At 42.3% G+C, this 20,701-nt stretch carries 16 protein-coding genes; 9 read left to right on the forward strand and 7 right to left on the reverse strand.

Annotation, left to right across the window (positions count from 1 at the left end; all coding sequences use genetic code 11):
• Positions 1-9: 9 nt before the first annotated feature.
• From rsfS to JMX95_RS03870, 8 genes are all read left to right on the forward strand, one after another.
• Positions 10-423: a ribosome silencing factor gene (rsfS, locus tag JMX95_RS03835; protein WP_045443355.1), complete on the forward strand. Its 414-nt coding sequence runs from the start codon at positions 10-12 to the stop codon at positions 421-423.
• Positions 424-648: 225 nt separating this feature from the next.
• On the forward strand, positions 649-1,431 hold the full coding sequence (locus JMX95_RS03840; protein WP_087814546.1) for an MOSC domain-containing protein: 783 nt from the start codon (positions 649-651) through the stop codon (positions 1,429-1,431).
• Between the two features lie 202 nt (positions 1,432-1,633).
• Complete coding sequence (locus JMX95_RS03845) at positions 1,634-2,509, forward strand: N-acetylmuramoyl-L-alanine amidase (RefSeq protein WP_201560021.1); 876 nt, start codon at positions 1,634-1,636, stop codon at positions 2,507-2,509.
• A gap of 211 nt (positions 2,510-2,720) precedes the next feature.
• The gene (locus tag JMX95_RS03850; RefSeq protein WP_109591153.1) at positions 2,721-3,467 is read left to right on the forward strand and encodes a pyridoxine 5'-phosphate synthase; all 747 of its coding nucleotides are present in this window, start codon (positions 2,721-2,723) and stop codon (positions 3,465-3,467) included.
• Between the two features lie 265 nt (positions 3,468-3,732).
• Positions 3,733-4,923, forward strand: coding sequence for a glycine C-acetyltransferase (gene kbl / locus JMX95_RS03855; RefSeq protein WP_201560022.1), 1,191 nt, complete (start codon positions 3,733-3,735; stop codon positions 4,921-4,923).
• Positions 4,924-5,000: 77 nt separating this feature from the next.
• Complete coding sequence (gene tdh / locus JMX95_RS03860) at positions 5,001-6,026, forward strand: L-threonine 3-dehydrogenase (RefSeq protein WP_045443351.1); 1,026 nt, start codon at positions 5,001-5,003, stop codon at positions 6,024-6,026.
• A gap of 119 nt (positions 6,027-6,145) precedes the next feature.
• The gene (locus JMX95_RS03865; protein ID WP_201560023.1) at positions 6,146-6,319 is read left to right on the forward strand and encodes a hypothetical protein; all 174 of its coding nucleotides are present in this window, start codon (positions 6,146-6,148) and stop codon (positions 6,317-6,319) included.
• Positions 6,320-6,461: 142 nt separating this feature from the next.
• Positions 6,462-10,193 carry a hypothetical protein gene (locus JMX95_RS03870; RefSeq protein ID WP_109591149.1) on the forward strand — a complete coding sequence of 1,244 codons (3,732 nt, stop codon included), beginning with the start codon at positions 6,462-6,464 and terminating at the stop codon, positions 10,191-10,193.
• A gap of 369 nt (positions 10,194-10,562) precedes the next feature.
• Here the strand turns inward: JMX95_RS03870 and purL are convergent, their stop codons facing one another.
• Positions 10,563-14,573, reverse strand: a complete 4,011-nt coding sequence (gene purL / locus JMX95_RS03875) for a phosphoribosylformylglycinamidine synthase (protein WP_109591147.1) — start codon at positions 14,571-14,573, stop codon at positions 10,563-10,565.
• Between the two features lie 449 nt (positions 14,574-15,022).
• Here purL and JMX95_RS03880 point away from each other — a divergent pair, with 449 nt between their 5' ends.
• Complete coding sequence (locus JMX95_RS03880; protein ID WP_109591145.1) at positions 15,023-15,517, forward strand: pyridoxamine 5'-phosphate oxidase family protein; 495 nt, start codon at positions 15,023-15,025, stop codon at positions 15,515-15,517.
• A 92-nt stretch (positions 15,518-15,609) separates the two neighbouring features.
• Here the strand turns inward: JMX95_RS03880 and JMX95_RS03885 are convergent, their stop codons facing one another.
• The 6 genes from JMX95_RS03885 to JMX95_RS03910 form a co-directional block, all read right to left on the reverse strand.
• Positions 15,610-16,383 (reverse strand): hypothetical protein, encoded by a 774-nt coding sequence (locus JMX95_RS03885; protein ID WP_201560024.1) that lies wholly within the window; start codon positions 16,381-16,383, stop codon positions 15,610-15,612.
• Between the two features lie 215 nt (positions 16,384-16,598).
• Positions 16,599-17,270 carry a CDP-diacylglycerol--glycerol-3-phosphate 3-phosphatidyltransferase gene (pgsA, locus tag JMX95_RS03890; RefSeq protein ID WP_045443785.1) on the reverse strand — a complete coding sequence of 224 codons (672 nt, stop codon included), beginning with the start codon at positions 17,268-17,270 and terminating at the stop codon, positions 16,599-16,601.
• A gap of 779 nt (positions 17,271-18,049) precedes the next feature.
• Positions 18,050-18,286, reverse strand: a complete 237-nt coding sequence (locus tag JMX95_RS03895) for a hypothetical protein (protein WP_227675952.1) — start codon at positions 18,284-18,286, stop codon at positions 18,050-18,052.
• A 132-nt stretch (positions 18,287-18,418) separates the two neighbouring features.
• Positions 18,419-18,670, reverse strand: a complete 252-nt coding sequence (locus JMX95_RS03900) for a hypothetical protein (RefSeq protein ID WP_201560025.1) — start codon at positions 18,668-18,670, stop codon at positions 18,419-18,421.
• Positions 18,671-18,803: 133 nt separating this feature from the next.
• Entirely contained in the window at positions 18,804-19,232 is a 429-nt protein-coding gene (locus tag JMX95_RS03905; protein WP_055123559.1) for an MgtC/SapB family protein, read from the reverse strand.
• An 80-nt stretch (positions 19,233-19,312) separates the two neighbouring features.
• Positions 19,313-20,506, reverse strand: coding sequence for an NAD(P)/FAD-dependent oxidoreductase (locus JMX95_RS03910; RefSeq protein ID WP_201560026.1), 1,194 nt, complete (start codon positions 20,504-20,506; stop codon positions 19,313-19,315).
• Positions 20,507-20,701 lie beyond the last annotated feature (195 nt).

Here is a 20,701-nt window from a genome sequence, read left to right on the forward strand (position 1 = left end):
TCAAAATTTATGACCAACACCATGACTGAAGAACGCTTAAAAGAATGCTTAGCCGTTGTTGAGACCGCTCTAGACGATATGAAAGCGAAGAACATCACCGTAATGAATGTAGAAGATTTGACTGACGTAACCGAACGCATCGTTATCGCTGACGGTACTTCTAAGCGCCATGTACGCGCAATGGCTGACAATGTCGGCGCTGAAGCGAAGCAAGCGGGCTTTATGCCACTTGGTCGCGAAGGCGGTATCGACTCTGACTGGACATTGATTGATCTGGGTGCTGTCGTCGTGCATGTAATGACGCCACAAGCCCGTGAGTTCTATGACTTAGAAGGTCTATGGTCATCACCTGAGCAATTGGCTGAGCTGGTCGCTGTACCTCGTGAAAAGAAAACCGCTGGTCGCCGCAATAAAAATAAATAATTTTATTTATTTTCTTAACGCTGTGAAAACCAAAAAGACCAGATATCTACTCTGGTCTTTTTTTGTCTAAAATTTACCGTTCTAATACCCTTTCACCTACTACTAAATTTTAAGCAGCTGAATGCTTAGCATTAGATGAATGATTAAGCTAAGATAATACGCATTATTAATACCAGTATCAAAGCAGCCTCTCCCCTAATAAATCCCTATAGATTAGGAAAACCTATGAGCTTAGAACCTATAAATATAGCAACGCTAACATCTTCTAGCCAAAAAAACACTACTGACTTTAACCAAACACTGCCGCTACATATCGCCAATCTAATCTGCGTCCGCGCTGGCAAAGCCATGCCATTCACTCGTGAAGAAATGAGTGCCATTGATAAAGCGCCAATTAACACACCTGTCGCGGTCAATTTTATGGGACTGATAACTGATGAGCAAGCCGATCGCAAGCATCATGGCGGCCCACTCAAAGCCGTGCATCAACTGGCACCTGCAACTTATGAGAGAATCAATACAGAGTTCAGTCTAAAGGTACGCGTCGGTACGCTGGGCGAAAACCTCACGACTGAAGCCGTCAATGGGCTGCCTGAAATGACCGAATCTACCGTTTGTATTGGCGACGTTTTTGAGTATGGTGATACGGCTACTAGTACGGATGATGTTGATAATTTACAACTGCGTATCGTCCAACCACGACGCCCCTGCTACAAAATCAATGATCAAATCGGACAGTTTACCAAAGTGCCAAATATCGCAGCATGGGTAAGTAAACAAGGTATCGCTGGTTGGTATTTCAAAGTGGTACGTGATGGCATGGTTAGCGCTGATTTGCCAGTTTACTTGATAGAACGCCCTTATCCGTTTGCCACGTTAGAGAGGCTGTGGCAACTGGCCAATTCAAAAGAAAAATACGATGCCGAGGTGATTGAGCCGTGGCTGTCGATTGAGTGCTTGGAAGAGAGTTGGAAAAAAGTGTTGGCGAAGAAGATTCGCAAGGATTAAAAAAGCTTTCAAAGATATCTCGAATTCATCTATCTATTATCAATAAAAAAATAAAGGCAAGTATAGTCAATCCTATATAAATCAGATACGGCGTCAGGCTCGCTTAGTCTACTATTTGTAGTACTTTCGCTCGCCTTCCTTATATCCAAATTATATTGAAACGACTATATCAAAGCTCACCTTTATTCACACAGAGCATTTCATGGTAAAAAACATCTTCTTAGCATTTGGCTTAACATTACCCTTAATTGGCTGCGTGACCACGACCTCTCCAGTAGCGACCACCAAAAGCTACATCGTGGACAGTAAAACCTACCAAGCCACTGGCAAAAGCGAGCGCATCAAAACCATCGTCCTGCACTATACGGTGTCAGACAACGACAGATCGATCAAAACACTGACCACAGGCAAAGTCAGCGCCCACTATTTATTGTTAGATAATGACGATGATAAAATCTATAATCTAGTCCCAGAAAACGAGCGGGCTTGGCATGCAGGTGATGGCGGCTTTGCAGGACGGACGATATTGAACGATACCTCTATTGGCATAGAAATCGTCAATGCAGGGATTGCGCCTAAGTATCAAAATGCATTAAAAGACGGTAAGTTGGCGTATCATCCTTATGAGCATTATGTCGCCTTTAATGAGTGGCAGATTAAAAAGGTCGCGGAGTTGGTGCAAGATATCACGGCGAGATATGACATTTCACCAAAGAATATCATCGGTCATTCTGATATGGCACCCTCGCGCAAAATAGACCCCGGTGCAAAGTTTCCTTGGGAGCAACTGTATAAGCAATATGGCATCGGTGCTTGGTATGATGACGCTGATAAGCTTGCTTTTATGGATACAGACACATTTGCAGCGGCCACGATACCTGAGCTTAAGCAGCAATTTCGAGACTATGGCTATCAGATTAACAGTAGCGACGAGTGGGACAAAGCCAGTCGCGATGTCGTCTATGCGTTTCAACTGCACTTTAGACCCCGTAACCCAACAGGAACGGTAGACTTAGAGACTTATGCTATTTTAAAGGCATTGAATAAGAAGTATGCTGATACCAATGATTTTTATTAGGGCATGTCCTCATTTTAAAAATGGTAATAAAAATGAGATAAATTTCCGTCAAACGAGGAAAATAGCGTAGATAATATCAGGATATTAACCAGCTATTTGACGATGTATGGCAAGATTTAGCCATTTTTAGCCCATTTAGAGGATACTCAATTGAATTGAGGACACGCCCTAATTATGTCATCAATAATAAACGAGCTGTACAAGGAATTTTATGAGCACATTGTTTAGCGTAAATTTGAATAAATTGGCTTTAATCCGTAACTCGCGCGGTACTGATTACCCTAACTTGTTGACCTTTGTGAAAAAGCTGATTGACCTAGGGGTTAAAGGCTTTACCGTACACCCGAGACCCGATGAGCGTCATATCAGATACCAAGATGTCTATGATATCAGTGCATTCTTAAAGGACTACCCAGAGATTGAGTTCAATATCGAGGGCAATCCAAACGAGCAGTTCTTAAAGATTATCCGTGAGGTAAAACCGCATCAATGCACGCTCGTGCCAGACAGTGACGATCAACTGACCTCCGATCATGGCTTTGATATCATCACTCATCATGAGTTTTTATCAACGTTGAGTAAAGAGCTGCAAGCCTTTGGTACGCGCTGTGCGGTATTTATCGACCCTGATATCGAGCAAATCAAAGCGGTCATCGAGAGTGACGTACAGACGATCGAGATGTATACCGAAGAATGGGCGCGCGCCTACAGTAATGGTAAGAGCGATGACAAGTTTGATTTCGATGAGGTCAAGCAACGCTTTAGCGACTGTATTAATCTAGCCAATCAAAACGGTATCCGCGTCAATGCGGGTCATGATTTGAATTTGGATAATTTGGCTGATCTGCTTGCGCTTAGTGATATCGCTGAAGTGTCGATTGGTCATGCATTTACGATTGAATCATTGGAGCAAGGCATGGAGAATGTCGTGCGTCAGTATTTAGCAATTTGTGGTTAGTTCATACTAGGGCGTGTCTTCAATTCACTCGATAGTCATCTCAATGGGCTAAAAATGGCTAAATCTTGCCAAACATCGTCAAATAGCTGGTTAATATCCTAATATTATCTGCGCTATTTTTCTTGTTTGACGGCAATTTATCTCATTTTTATCACCATTTTTGAAATGAAGACACGCCCTAATAAGCAAATAGTTTGGTTCTATCAGTAGTCTTAATATCTACATTATCAGCGCAAACGCTAATAATATTAAAAAAGGAATCTTTATGTATCAAGACTTTCAGAAACACCTACAACAAGAAATCAATGATATACGCGCGGCAGGACTGTATAAAACTGAGCGCGTGATCACCTCTCCGCAAGATGCGCTCATCAAGATCACTGATGGCCGTGAGGTGCTTAACTTCTGTGCCAACAACTACCTTGGTTTGTCTGACCACCCTGAAATTAAAAAGGCGGCTATCGGAGCTATTGAAAACTCAGGTTATGGCATGTCATCAGTGCGGTTTATTTGTGGTACGCAAGATTTGCATAAGCAATTAGAAGCGGCGATTTCTAAGTTTTTTAATACCGAAGATACGATTCTTTATGCGGCTTGTTTCGATGCCAATGGCGGTGCATTTGAGCCACTGCTGACTGCTGAGGATGCCATTATTTCTGATTCGTTAAATCATGCCTCAATCATCGACGGTGTGCGCCTGTGTAAAGCAGCACGTTATCGCTATGCCCATGCAGATATGCAGGATTTGGAGACGCAATTACAAGCGGCGCAAGCACAGCGTTTTCGTTTGATTGTCACCGATGGTGTGTTTTCGATGGATGGTAACGTGGCGCCGATGGATGAGATCTATGCGTTGGCACAAAAATATGATGCCATGGTGATGATTGATGAGTCGCATTCAGCAGGCGTGGTCGGTCACACTGGTGGCGGCGTGACTGAATTGTTTGATCTACGTGGTGACATTGAGCTGATCACTGGTACTTTGGGCAAGGCCTTTGGCGGTGCTATTGGCGGCTTTACCACAGGTAAAAAAGAAATCGTTGAGATGTTGCGTCAGCGCTCACGCCCGTATCTGTTTTCAAACTCCATTCCTCCTATGGTGGCAGCGGCTGGGGTAAAAGCATTTGAGATGCTGTCGCAAGACAACACTCTACAAGATAAACTGCATGAAAATACCGCCTATTTTGTGAAGAAAATGCAAGATGCAGGCTTCGATATCAAGCCTACCGAATCGGCAATTTGTGCGGTCATGCTTTATGACGCCAATGTCTCGCAACAAATGGCAGACGCACTGCTTGAAGAAGGCATTTATGTGATTGGTTTCTTCTATCCTGTCGTGCCCAAAGACGAGGCTCGAATTCGTGTCCAGCTCTCTGCCGCCCATACTCGCGAGCAGCTCGACCAGTGTATCACTGCCTTTATCAAAGTCGCCAAGCAAATGAAAGTGATTGATTAAGCGTCGTTCGGTATTTGTTCGGTATTCACTCGCTAGATTCAACCATTAAGTACAACACCGTTAAATAAGAGAAAAGTATGAAAGCACTGGTTAAAGCCCATGCCAAAAAAGGCATCTGGATGCAAGACATGCCAGAACCTACTGTTGGCATCAATGACGTTAAAATTAAAATTAAAAAAACCGCCATTTGTGGTACAGATTTACACATTTATAAGTGGGATGAGTGGTCAGAACGAACCATCAAAACGCCGATGATCATCGGACACGAATACGTCGGTATCATTAGCGAAATAGGCGATGGTGTGAAGCACTTTGAAGTGGGCGACCGAGTCACTGGCGAAGGACATATCGCTTGCGGGCATTGCCGTAACTGCCGCCGTGGCAAGCTGCATGTGTGCGAAAACACCATCGGCGTGGGCGTCGACCGCGATGGCGCGTTTGCCGAATATTTGGTGATACCTGCCGATAATGTCATCAAGCTTGATGAGCGTATCAGCGATGAGATGGCAGCCATCATGGATCCCTTCGGCAATGCCACGCATACTGCCCTTTCATTTCCTGTCCTTGGTGAAGATGTGCTAATCACTGGTGCGGGACTGATTGGTTCTATGGCGACAGCGATTTGCCGCTTCGCAGGGGCGCGTAATATTGTGGTCAGTGATATCAGTGATTATCGCCTAGCGCTTGCCAAAAAAATGGGTGCGACCATGACCATCAACCCAGCCAAAGGTGAAACCATTGAAGGCGCCATTGCTGAGTTAAAAATGCACGGCTTTGATATTGGGCTTGAGATGTCAGGCTCGCCTCAGGCTTTTGATTCGATGATTAGTAACATGTATAACGGCTCTAAAATCTCTCTATTAGGCATTTTACCTAACACTACCACGGTGGATTGGAGCAAGATTATTTTTAAGGCGTTAACCCTAAAAGGTATTTATGGGCGCGAGATGTGGGAGACGTGGTATCAGATGGAGCAAATGCTGATTAGCGGTATTGATCTATCGCCCATCATTACCCATCGCATGCACATCGATGACTTTCAAGAAGGCTTTGATATCATGGAAAGTGGACAATGCGGTAAGGTGATTTTAAGCTGGGATTGATAACGTGGTGAGTCAGTAGTTGAGGAGTCGTGGTTAGGGTTTACATTATCACGACTAATAAAACGGCACTGAGTTCAGTGCCGTTTTTTATATGGTAAAAATTATACGAGGGATAAACTATGGGCGATTCTGAAGCTGAAAAACTTGAAAGGTATTTGGAAGAAAAAGCCAAACAAGATCAGGAAAAAGAGCATGTATCTGAGCCGCTCTCTGCTTATGATGCTTGTGTGCTAAAGGAAAGTGCTAAGATTCATGAATTGATAGCGGAGGCTCAGAGAATTATTGAAAAGTAAATCTGTGGAATATAAAACTGAAATATAAGAGGTGGGCTTTTTAGCTCACCTTTTTTGTGTATATAGATTGAGAACCAAACTAAAGCCCTCATTTAAATTGGTAGTAACGGACTATTGACTCACAAATATCTAAGGACTCAAATTGAAAGTATCCGCATCCAATATAATTAGCTGGGTAGAAAACAATAATAAAATAGCGCAGCAAGAGCTACCTCAAATAATAAGGCGGCTCTGCTTTCATGCAAAAGATACAAAGGCAATCTCGTTCCCTGCTGGTGACTCTACTTTTATGCCATCATGGGACGGAACTCTTGAATCAACTGACGGGAATGCATGGATTCCTGCTGGGAAATCCGTTTGGGAGATAGGTACAGATAGTTCAATAGGTAGTAAAGCTAATAGTGATTTTGGGAAAAGAACAGAAGACGCTTCAGAAGAGTTTAAAGCTGAAAATACTTATATCTTTATTACTCCCCGACGTTGGAAGAATAAAGAAAGATGGATTACTGACAATAAAAATACAGAAGGCTGGAAAGAAGTTAGAGCATATGATGCTACTGATTTAGAGGAGTGGATTGATAGTCAGCCTTCAAATGCAGTCTATATTGCAGAGGTTCTAGGGATTGGTGGCTACGGCATTAAAAGTGCTGAAGTTTATTTCAATGATTGGGCGCATCAATGTAAACCAGCTATAACTAAAGAAGCGCTAACATTAGGAAGAGAAAGCTCTTTCGAATCATTGGATAAAGAATTTACTAACAATTTTATTAAGGACAATTATTCAGTTATTAGTGTGTACTCTGACAGTATTGAAGAGTCTGTGATAAGTGCTATCGTTACCGTAATTAATAATAACAAGCTTCTCTTAAACTCTCTAGTAATTACTAATGAACAAGGTTGGCAATACGTTCAAAATAATCCAGAAGTTAAAATCATAATCTGTGCGTCACCTGAAATTGCTAAACAACCTAGTGTTAGAAACGACTTAACACTAATATCACCTCAATCATTAGGCAACAAACCTGCTGATGAGAAAAATATTATTCTAGAAAGAGCCAGTTACTCAGAGTTTGAGAAAGCTTTAGTAGCTTTAGGAGAAGAAGAAAGCGATGCAAAACGCTTATCACATCAAGCAGGTAGGTCATGGTCAGTTTACCGAAGACTTAAAGCTATCAATCCAGCTATCTCCAAACCTGACTGGTCAGACGGAAATTCTCTAGCTCTTAGTTTATTATCCCTGATTGGTTCATGGGACGGAAACAATGCAAATGATAAGGCTTTTGTGTCTTCTATTGCACAAACTGAATATCAAAATATTGAATCGGAGCTTTTGAAGTTAGCTTCTATTGATGATACGCCTGTAATGAAAATTGAGCAGGTATGGAAGATCAAATCCCCTGTAGAGGCATTACCTTTTGTTAGTAGTTCCATTAGCAGTGAGTTAGTCCAACACTACTTTGATAGTTTGCTTGAATTATTTTTAACAAAGCATCCAAAGTTTGAACTAGATATCAATCAACGCTATATGGCTAAAGTCATTGGTAAACAATTCCCTTATTCAGAAGTATTGCTTGAAGGTATTACTAACTCATTGGTTAAGCTCGCTGTCATAGGTGATAGATTCGTCAAGCTAACAGCTACTAATTTTCAATTTGAAATCAATCAACTGATAAAAGAAATATTATCAAACAATAGTAGAGAAAACTGGTTGACACTAGAGCCGTACTTTAGAAGCTTTGCAGAAGCTAGTCCAGAAGAATTCTTGGGTTCGATAGAAAAAGACCTTCAAAGAGACACTCCTTTAATTCAAACTTTATTTACAGAGAGTAGTAGTGACGTCATGACTGGTCGACGTTATTTCAATAACCTATTATGGGCATTCGAAGTTTTAGCTTGGAATCCTCGATACATTACTCGTGCCTGCAAAATTTTAATTGTGTTAGATAAATTTATAGTTCCTTCAAACTGGTCTAATAGTCCATTTAACACTCTTTATTCCTTCTTTAGACCATGGTTTCCACAGACCAATACAACTGTAGAACAACGTATAACACTGCTAGAACGAATCATAACGCTTGACGAAGAAACTGCTTTCAAAATATTTTTAAGACAAATAGATTTGAGGGGTGATCATGCATATTCAAATGCTCAGCCAGTTTGGCGAGATGATAATGCTGGTCATATTGTATTAGAAGCTGATATGCATAAAGGCATAGAATATGCGAATGACAGCATAATAAAATTAGCAAATCTTAATTCGGATAGAATTTTACAAATTCTTGAGTTATATATATTTGATAGTTTAGACTTATGGCAAAAAGTACTTAACTTGCTTTATGATTTGGCTAAATCATATATAGAAGACGATGTTCGTATACGCTTTCAAAGTAAATTAAGACAATTTAAAAATCATCACCCAAGAACCTCTTTGAATTCTGAGGATCTAACACGTCAGCTGGATTATTATATTGAAATTTTTAAACCCGAATCTATTGTTAATGAGTATTTATGGCTATTTACTAATCAAGCTGATAGCTGCTTTAAAGGAGCTTCTAATGATTACGATTACAAAGAGCGCCAAGAGATAGGCGATAAAAAAAGAATTGAAGCTATCATAGTAATCTATGAAAAATATGGAAAAGAAGTAATATTTAAACTACTAGCTAAATCAAATAATAAAAGACTCTGCTCAGTTGCAATCATTCAATCCAAAATTTTAGAGCCCAAAAATATCATAGATTTGTTAGTACAGAATATCGATTTATATGATCTTGATATCCTAGATAGTATTGTATGGTCTGAAGGCAACTCAAAAGTTATCACAAACTTTAAATTAATCATGGATGAATCAAATATATCTTCTATATTGAATAATGAAGATAAAGTTAGTTTGCTTTTGAACTTACCGTTTAATAAAAACGTATGGGATACAGCAAAGCTATATAACCTTGAAGATGAATACTGGGACAGGTTTAATGGTTATTTAGCTTGGATAGGCGATGTACAGGACAAAGAATACTGTATCGGGAAGCTTATAGAAAGACAACGTCCAGTGGCTTTATTAAATGCTATTAGCTTAAAGTTTACAGTCTTACCAGTCGAGCAGCTTCTACAAATTTTAGAGCTTTTTATTAACAACCCTGAAGATCAGTATAAAAATTTCGACAGTCATATAATTAAAGAGATGATTGAATATCTTGAAGAGCAAAGTGGTTTTGACGAGTCAAGATTGGTATATATAGAATATCAGCTGTTTTCATTACTTGGGTACGATGAAGCGATCAGGCTAAAAACTCTTTATAGAAATATAATGAATGACCCAAATTTCTTTATACAATTACTTCAGTCATTTTACTTAAAAAATGATGATGCACCTAAACAAGAAAAACCTACAACTCTGCACAACTACAAAATACTTGATGAGTGTGAGTTTTTACCAAGTATTAATAAAGATATGGAACTTAATGAACCTGATTTTAGAGCTTTTGTTAAAGAAGTTAGAGTGCGAAGCGAAGCTCTTGGTATTTTAGAAGCTTGCGATAGAGTACTTGGTCGAATATTATCTCACTCTCCACATGAAGACGATGAAAAAAGTATATTGACGATGGTGGCAGATGTTTTAGATTTGTTTGACGCTGAAGATTTGAGACGAGGGTTCTATTCAGGTACTATCAACCAAAGAGGTGCTCACTGGAGGGACAAAGGTGGAAAACAAGAAAGGGCTTTAGCAGACAAGTACAGACAGTATGCTAAACCGTGGATTATTTCACATCCTTATGTAGCTGAAATGTTTGAGAATATGGCACGTTCGTATGAAGATACAGCTAAATACTGGGACAACCACGATAAGCTGATGTCTGAAAATCTTCGTTAGCTACAAATAGTGGCCTTGAGACGCGTTTTAGCCCCGACTGTAGCGGTATCCTGCTGGTTTGGGCAAGTTGCGATGGCTAGGTTTTGGGGTGTCGACGCGAAGCAAGCGACGATCCAAACCGTAGACAGCGCCGCGCCCAGACTGGCAGATACAAGCGTAAGGCGGGAAATAGCTCCCCTACTCTTAAAAACACCCAAATCCCAAACACAAAAAAGGTGAGCTTTGAGCCCACCTTTTTATTTTAAAAAACCGCTATCTAAAACTATCAGCAATTGCTAGAGGTTTGAGTAGCGAGGAAAACATGCGCAAGCACTACATGTCGTAGGCTCAGCAAGTTTGACGAAGCTAATCAAGCATCTAGGTTTGCGACTAGCGCAACCAAGCACGAGCGTTACGGAACATACGCATCCACGCGCCGTCTTCATCCCACTCTTCTGGTTTCCAGCTGTGGTTATAGGCTTTTAGGTTACGCTCAGGATGTGGCATCATAATCGTCACACGACCATCAGTGCTACACAGACCCGTGACACCGCCGACCGAACCGTTTGGATTGAGCGGATACGTCTCAGTTGGATGACCTTGGCTATCGACATAACGCATCGCAAGCTGACCGTGTTTGGCCATACCGTCAATCTCTGTGTTGTCTAGTGTGGCATAGCCTTCACCATGCGCCACAGCGATAGGCAAGATGCTGTCTTGCATGCCTTTGAACAGGATAGACTTGGTACGCTCGATTTTTACATTGACCGTACGCGCTTCAAAGCGAGCTGACTCGTTAGCGATGAAGCGTGGGAAGTTATCTGCACCTGGGATGAGGTCTTTTAACTGAGCCATCATCTGACAACCGTTACAGACACCTAGTGAGAAGGTCTCAGGACGGGCAAAGAAGCGGACAAACTGCATGCGTAGTTCGTCATGGAACAAGATAGAGTTTGCCCAGCCAGAGCCTGCGCCCAATACATCACCATAACTAAAGCCACCACAAGCGACTAAGCCATCGAAGTCACGTAGATTGATACGACCACTGAGTAGATCGCTCATGTGTACATCGACCGCTTCAAAGCCAGCTTGGGTAAAGCCTGCTGCCATCTCTGTCTGACCGTTGACGCCTTGCTCACGCAAGATAGCAACTCTTGGTTTGCTATTATCAGAATCAGCGCGACTATTTAAGTACGGCTCTTCAACTTTTTGATTCAAATCAAAGTTCGGCGCAGCGATTAGGCCTTGATGGCTTGCATCAGCGATTAAGTCATACTCTTGCTGTACACAGGCTGGGTTATCACGGCGACGGGCGATTTGATAGCTGACCTGAGTCCACGCTTGCTGTAATTCGGTACGGCTAAAGCTAAGAGTATCATCACCCATGAGCGTTGGCGTTTGGATAAGCAGACTGTCTTCTTCCGAGCTTTGACCCACGAGGCTGAGCATATCAGCAACGTTAAACTCTTCTGCCAATTGCATTAGAGCCGCGACGTTTTCTGGTAATACTTGGATGACTGCACCCAGCTCTTCACTGAACAGCTGACCGAGTAAGTTATCATCCGTCAATGACAGCTTGATACCTTGACGGCTGGTGAACTGCATCTCAGCGATAGTTGCCAAGAGACCACCATCACCGATATCGTGATAGGCGCTGATGACGCCTTGTGCGTTACCCGCTTGGATAAAGTTAAAGAAATCGACCAAGTCGCTTGGCTGTGCCAAATCTGGGCAATCGTTACCCAATTGGCTCAGCGTTTGCGCAAGGATTGAACCGCCTAGACGCAGCTTGCCTTTAGACAAATCAATACGGTAGAACGCGCTGTCGCCATTGATTAGCTCCGGGGTTAGCGTTTTTGCCACATCAACCACAGGAGCAAAGGCAGTAATCACCAAACTCATTGGTGATACGACTGATTTATCCGCCTCACCTGCTTCACTACTGTCAGTCCAGTTAGCACGCATCGATAGCGAGTCTTTACCGACTGGAATAGCGATACCCAATGCTGGGCACAGCTCTTCACCGACTGTATATACCGCGTCAAATAATGCTGCGTCTTCCGCATCATCGCCACATGCTGCCATCCAGTTCGCTGACATCGTGATATCAGACAACTGAGCAATGCACGCACCAGCGATGTTAGTAATCGCTTCACCAATGGCTAGTCGTGCTGACGCTTGTGGGCTGATTAGCGCAACTGGTGTACGCTCACCGATACTCATGGCTTCACCGCTCATCACCTGACCATCTAACGCCACTAAGCCTGACGCTGTCACTGCACAATCAGATACGGGCACTTGATAGCGACCCACATACTGATCACGCACGACCATACCCGTGATAGAACGGTCACCAATACTGATCAAGAATGATTTGCTAGCGACCGTTGGATGACGCAACACGTCTTTGATAGACTCAGCTAAATTGACATCGCCAAGCTCTAATGCAGGTAAGCTGCTGTCATGACGCTCAAAGCTACGCTTCATCTTCGGCGTGCCACCGAGCAATACTTGCATCGGCATATCAACTGGCTGCTCATCCAATAACGTATCGTCAACGACCAGCTGACGGACATCGGTGGCTGTTCCCAAGATAGCATACGGGCAACGCTCACGTGCGCAGATGGCATCGAATTGGGCTTCGCTTTCTGGGTGAATCGCAAGGACATAACGCTCTTGCGCTTCGTTTGACCAGATGGCCATTGGTGACATGCCGGCTTCTAATGATGGAACTTTACGCAGATTTAGTATCGCACCCATCTCGTGGTCATTGACCAGCTCTGGCATCGCATTAGAGATACCGCCCGCGCCCACATCATGCAATGACACGATAGGGTTGCCGTCTTTGCCATTATTACTCACATCGACATCACTACCCGCTAGTGCCCAGCAGCGATCTAAAACTTCTTGGCAACGACGCTCCATCTCAGCGTTATCACGCTGCACAGAAGCAAAATCCAAACCTTCATCAAGGTCACCACTATCAACCGAAGATGCTGCACCACCGCCTAGACCAATCTGCATCGCAGGGCCACCAAGGACGATTAATAAATCACCTTGCTGAATGGTGTTTTTTTCAATGAGGTTGCGCTTGATATTGCCGTAACCACCTGCCAGCATGATTGGCTTATGATAGCCGCGCATCTCGCTGCCGTCTTTTGCCGCTGAGGTATCAAGCTGAAAGCTACGGAAATAACCACACAGATTTGGACGACCAAATTCATTTGAGAAGTTGGCTGAACCGAGAGGCGCTTCGGTCATGATCTCAAGACTGGTTGCCATACGATCTGGCGTACCGTAATCCTGAGTACTCAACTGACCTGATTGCTCCCATTTTTCAGCGAGCTCTGGGATATGCAAGTGTGATACATGAAAGCCTGTTAGACCTGCTTTTGGCTTACCGCCACGACCAGTCGCGCCTTCATCACGAATCTCACCGCCCGCACCTGTCGCCGCACCCGAATAAGGGGCAATCGCGGTTGGATGATTATGGGTTTCGACCTTCATTAAAATATCGATTTCTTCTTGATGAAAGCCATAAGGATGAATTGAATTGGCATCCATCGCGTCAGTCGGGATAGGATAAAAACGTATGCCGTTAGAACCTGCCATTACCGCGGCATTGTCTTTATACGCTGACAAGATACCTTGTGGATTGGCTTTATAAGTGTTCTTAATCATTTGGAACAGTGACTTTGGCTGTACTTCGCCATCGACTGTCCATTCAGCGTTAAAAATCTTATGACGGCAATGCTCTGAGTTTGCCTGTGCAAACATCATCAGCTCAACGTCCGTTGGGTTGCGTTTCAACTCATTGACATAAGCATTGATCAAATAATCAATATCTTCGACAGATAGCGCAAAACCAAACTCTGTGTTGGCTGCTTCTAGTGCCGTACGACCTTGTCCAATAACATCGATATGATTCAGTGATGCTGGCGCTTGATCGTCGAACAATTTACTGACATCGCTCAAGTCATAGACCAAGCTCTGCGTCATACGGTCAAACAACACCTGCTCAGCGGCAGTAGACAGCTTTTCACTGATCTTGCTATCGATGGTCAGCGTATAGACAACGACACGCTCGACGCGATTGATCGCAATTTCACAGTTATTAAAAATATCGGTAGCTTTACTTGCCCATGGCGATATAGTGCCAAAACGTGGACCTACGATGACTTGTAATTGATTGCTTTTTGGGGCTTCAAGGACAGTGCTACTGTCGACAGCAAGTAAGTCTAGCGCTTTTTTATGCTCATCACCTTCTAGTTCTCGTGATAACACATACACTTGCTGGGTATGGATTTGGCTGACATTTAGCTCGGTTTTTTGCTGGAACTGACTGATGAGTTGCTGCGTCTGAAAATCGGTAAGAAACGGTTGTCCGGCGATGGTCATCATAAAGGCATAATCCGTAAGATCAAGGCATCTCTGCCATGCAAAGTAAATGGTCTGGGTATTATAACAAGAAGCCCTGTAATAAGCAGGTCAAAACCAAGATAAATTGCTGATGCTTGCTATTCAATAATAGTGAGATCTTTGCCATCGTTGAAACCCTTGTTACTTTTACAACAGGCTACTTTCACAACAGAAACTTAACAGCGATGTCGTCACAATTTTTACCTAAAGCTTATAGTCCTTACAAACCCTCACATCGCCTTACGGGCAACCTATATAAACACAAGGTCACAACTAGGTATTCTAGTTTCAGTTGTTAAGGCGATGATCGTTTTTCTCAATTCATCTTGTTTTCAATACTTGGAAAACACTTAGCCTGAATAAAAACTACTATAAACAATCAACTATTTAATCACTACAATTCAATCAAAATAAAGAAAGGGAAATTTACTATGAGTAGACAAGACCATATCAATAAAGTGCAAGAATTGGTAAAAGACATCAAGTTTGCCATGATGACAACTCGCACTCACGAAGGCCATTTGCATGCCTGCCCAATGACAACGAGCGAGACGAGCATCGGTGCAAAAGAGATTTGGTTCATCGGTGACAAGAGTACCGAAACCGTGAGTGACATTGAGAAAGATCCGCAAGTAAACTTGGCTTATGTCAGTCAAGATGCCAAAAACTATGTCTCAATTAATGGTAAAGCGGAACTGGTTGAAGACCATGAGAAATTAGACGAGCTATGGTCGCCGATCTACAATGCTTTTTATGAGCAAGGTAAAGAAGATCCAAATGTACAGCTGATTAAAGTCGTACCACACGGTGCTGAATATTGGCTCAGTGGTAGCTCGGTCGTCAATATGTTTAAGATGACTACTGCTGCCGTAATGGACGGCAAAAAAGCGACCAATCTGGGCGAAAATAACTCAGTAACGTTATAAGTTATCTAAACCAGAAATAGCAAAATTAAAAACGCCAGTGGCTAATGCGACTGGCGTTTCTTTATGCGTTATCTATTTTCTATCGATAGGCATTACTGCGGTGGTTTCGCATAACCATTGTCTGCTGGATACGCTTGCGGTTGCTTAGATTTAGGTCTAGTAGGATCATATAAGCCATAGATGACTGTACCTATTACACCTGTGTTATTGATAGAGCCTGAGCTGGTATTAGCGGCATAAGCACTCTCTGGCTTGCTAAATATAAACGAAGCTACTGAGCTTTGGCTCTTACGGAAACCTTCAATCACCAAATTATCATGTGGATTTAGCACATATCCACTGTCATAGCGACTGGCAGCGCTGCCATTGAGGACATTGATTCCATCGACACTAGCGACGATTTCATAAGTGTTGTCGCTGTTATTATGATACACCAAACGGTAGGACTGACCCGCTTGACCTTGGACATAGTAATTACCCGAATCTCGATAGATCGATAACGTATCTGTGTCGGTTTCCATCGAAAAATCCACCTTGCCCGCCAGTAGCGATATGCTATTAACCGCACGTCCATTATAGGCTTTGTCTGCATAACGGACTTGCATCTGCTCGATAGGCTCACTGCTCGTACGGCGCAGATCAACAGTCGTCACTTTTGAGTCGACGTCATCACCCCACTTTGTGCCCAAACGCTCCGATTCTGCCGCGTCCTGAGTGGAACGTTCTGCAGTAGCGTCTGTTTGAATAGATTTTTCTCGCTGAATGGTTGAGGTGGACTCTTCCTGCATGTTTGAGCCAGAAGAACACCCCGTTAATAATGCCAACAATAATACGGCAGCGCCCGACTGTGTCTGATGTAATGTCATGCTTATTTCCTTATTTGAATGCCGTTTCATGATAGCTCGATCAATTTTCTTGTATTTTGTTCACTAATTTTGAGTATATATCAACCATACAAACAATGTCTAAGGCAAATAGGCAACATCAGCCATATTTCAAACAGACCCTAAAAAACGCCAGCGGCTAATGCGACTGGCGTTTTCTATTTAAATTTTATCATTTTTACGTTAAGGCTTTATACCTAACCACTTTGCTTTAAATACGGCCAAGCCGCCTTGAGATAAATCATCATCGACCATAGCGTCAAAATAACAGCAGCAACCATGAGCACATAACCGATCGTTTCGAGCGATTCCCAATTGAGCAATAACACCGTGATGGCAACCATCTGAAACGTCGTTTTTAGCTTGCCGACATACGACACCGCCACACTGGTACTTTTGCCCAGCTCTGCCATCCATTCGCGCAGCGCTGACACCGCAATCTCACGCGAGATAATCACAATCGCGGCGATTGCCATAATAATATTGGGATGCCATTGCACCAAGATAATAAGCGCCGCCGCCACCATTAACTTATCAGCGACAGGGTCTAAAAAACGACCAAAGGCTGACATAACATTAAGCTTACGGGCAAAATATCCATCAAGCCAATCAGTAATCGCTGCAATAATAAAAACGCTAGTCAAAAGTAAATGGCGTAACAAGCTATCACTAAATTCGCTCATGCCGACCCGCGCAATCACATTGTCTGAGATGGCAGGCATGCCAATCCCCATAGCAGGTGGCCAATAAGCAATCGCGACAAATAGCGGAATCATTAAAATCCGCGCGATAGTAAGGTTATTAGGCAAGTTAAAAATACTCTTGGTATTTTGCGGCTCCTGCGTATGCAAATGCGTATTCTCAGTCATGGCAAACCCAGTTTTATATAAACATATTAATGGTAGATAGCTTAGCATTTTTCACGCAGGTCGTCATGCCATCTCTTTAGCTATTCAGTTATCGATATGATGTCGGTTGAATTTAAAAGTAGTACAAGACAACCGAGTGTAGATGTATCTTTAATACTTCAAGCGAGGTTAACGCAGTAATATTTTTATAGTGGAATGACTATACTATTAAGACTAATCAATCTTTCATATATAACTACAAAACTCTGCTACGCATTTTTCAATGTTAGATATGACACGACTAAAAGACTCATCTATTGGAGATGAAATACGACGTTAATTTTCTCTCTCATAAGCTCTAAACGTAATGTCATGTAACCAAAATAGCCAAACCGCTGTCAATTGCGCTATGATAGCGATTCTGATAAAAACACTTGTACACTTAAATATGTAAGTAAATATATGCAGTTATTGAATTAAGCACCACCACCCTAATATTAGTTAATATAGCAAAACTCATAATAACAATAGGTCACAACCACTGCCTCTGTAGTTCCTTTACACGATCAGTTTTCCTCGGCCCACAGTTCCTCCTCTGTGGGCTCTTTTTTTGTCTATAATTTGTGCTTGGTTAAAGGTTTTTGTCATATACAAGTATGACTATCTGCAGAAATCTGTATCCCTTGATCACTAATCTCAAAAAACGGCATGTTAATTTTAATGGAAAACCCACCATAAGGTGGGCTTTTTATAATACAAATGATAAAGCTGTAAGGGCTTAATAAAACAAATAAAAATATTTAGAGCTTTACATCACTCAGTGTCATCGCCGTTATTTTAATTGGCACAGCGAATAGCCACGCAGTACCAGCAGTACAATAGAATCTGTTGTTATGATAAGACACGATTTGGGCAGTAAAATCGTTTGAATCTTGATCACACATAGCTTCTTCATCACTATTATCATCTACCGCACACCATATCTCATGGCAGCCATGCTCAAGCATTACACGAGTCAGCTCACTTCCTCTAAGCACTATATTCACCTCTAACTTCGTACTATTTTGTATATTATGTTATACGAATATAACTGTTTATTAGCAATTTGGGTAGCTTTATTTTCAATTAAAGTATTACAAATTAATACACAAATTTTCAGTTATAAGCGACTATAGATTTATATCATCATAAAAAAGTTCTACTTTTTTTACTGGTATGGCGCATTGCCATTCAATGCCTTCTTTACAGGAGAATTTATCGTTATCAAAAGAAATAATGTGCCTTAGCGAATCATATTCAGTGCTATCGATACTAGCCATCGCCTGCTCGTCGCTCTCATTACTGACCGCACATAAAACCTGCTTATTCCCTCGTGCTAGCATGGCACAAGTCAGCACACTACCTCTCAATCTGGTACTCATAAACTATCCTTTATTGTCAACAATTTATAGATTTCTTGCTATATCATATAGATATAGAGATACTATATAGTATATATTTATAGTCTCTTTAGTATTTAAGTGTATATGCACGTTAACTCGTCGCATCCATCGCTTAGTGTTTTTTAACTTTAAAGGGCTCTGAAAATTGTAAAATCAAAAAGCCAACGACCGATAATATAATGGCAATCTCATAACGACCGTAAGCCACCGAAATACCAATGGCACCCGTATTCCATAAGCTCGCTGCTGTGGCAGTGCCTTTTGAGCCTTTTTCATTTTTAAAAATCGCCCCACCACCGATAAATCCCATACCTGTGATGATGGCATACATGATTCTCGCTTCACCAGTAGCATCATAAATATCCATACCAACCAACATGAACGCGCATGACGCAATGGTTACCAGTGGAAACGTTCTTAACCCCGCGCCGTTGTCTTTCATCTCACGATTAAGGGCAATCGGTAATGACAATATAAAGGCGATACCCAACTGGAAAAAATGATAGCCCATCAGCTCTAAATCTATATCGAATCCAAACATCGTTATCACCTTTTCATATTAAGAAAACACCCTTAAAGTCCAGTTTCGGATAGCGTCAGTCGCTAAGTAAACTTTGGCCGTTACTTTGCTTTGTTGATTGCCTCAACCGTCTGTTGTGCCATTTGATAGCAACTTTCGATATTGCCTTGTCCGCACCAATCACCACTGACAATCCATTGGTGAGACTTGTCTATCAAGATGCCTAATGCTTCTTTATCACTATCAGTGACAGTGGCGGCATAACGCCAACGATGGCAATCTATTTGGCTAGGAGCATGGTCATCATTCCAATTCAATGCTTGCTTGGCAGCTATTAATAACTGCGTTTTGATCGTCTCCATATCGTCATCGACATGCTGCTCTGACCAGTCGTTGCGCGCATGAATAGTGACACTGGGTAGCAGGTCATCGCGAGCAGGTTTTTGGTGTTCGATAAATATTCTATCGAGTATAGAGTGATTGAGATAAGCCACATCCCAGTGTGGCGCTGCTTGAGCGCTTAACATTTTTGGTAATGTATCAAAATTATCCCACCCCAGCATCAGCGTATAGCACGCCAGCATTTTTGGCTTAGAAATCTTGGCTTGCTCAGCAAAGCCGCTCTCTGCCATTAACTCTATGGTCTGACCATTTGGCGCGGTACATATCACCCAGTCAAAGTGACCTAGACTCGCACCAGTCTCGTCAAATAGCTCAGTTTTTTTATCGTTTTGTGCCGCTAGAGAATTATCATATTGAGCCAATGGCGCAACGCGGGTTTTAAATTCTATGGTGCTGTACTGCAACTCATCAGCCAGTGTACGCCCCCAACTGGTCATTTTTGGCGTACTGATATAGCGGGCTTGCGTGGTGTTCCATTGCTCCTTACTCTGAATATCGGGCGCTTGGATATCAGGCGATTGAGTATCATGATTCGCTGGTGTTAAATCGATCACCTGCGCGCACCATGGCTGTAGCAATCCCGTCTCTAACCAAGGCGTAATGAATTGCTTAAAACTTGCCGTCTTAGCCGTAAAAAACTGCGCCCCAAATGCCCATTGCCAGTTTTTGCCAGTGTGGCTATCAGTACGATATCGAGTGGCTAAACGCCCTACGCTACGTGACTTTTCAAAGACAGTAATTTGCGGTAAGGGTGTTTGCTCACTATCTTGTGCTATGTTCTGAGCAAAGGCGCGCTCTAATAATGTAGCGGTAAACAGCCCAGTCAAACCACCACCAATGATAGCGATTTTTGGTGATTCTGTAGCGACAGCGGGCAAAGAGTGATTGGTCATAATGACAGCAGGCCTCATATAATGTTTGATAAAAAAGGGAGTGATAATAGTAGGAATGTTTTAGATAATATAGCTATCGTTAGATAAGATGGTTATAGAAAGTATTGAACCTTTAAAGTTTGTTGATATCAATATCGTCTGCGTAAAAAAGCCATGCTAGTTTTCATAACATGACTTTTCTGAACGCTAATCGTC

The sequence above is a fragment of the Psychrobacter sp. NC44 genome (genome assembly GCF_904846655.1).
Lineage (GTDB): Bacteria > Pseudomonadota > Gammaproteobacteria > Pseudomonadales > Moraxellaceae > Psychrobacter.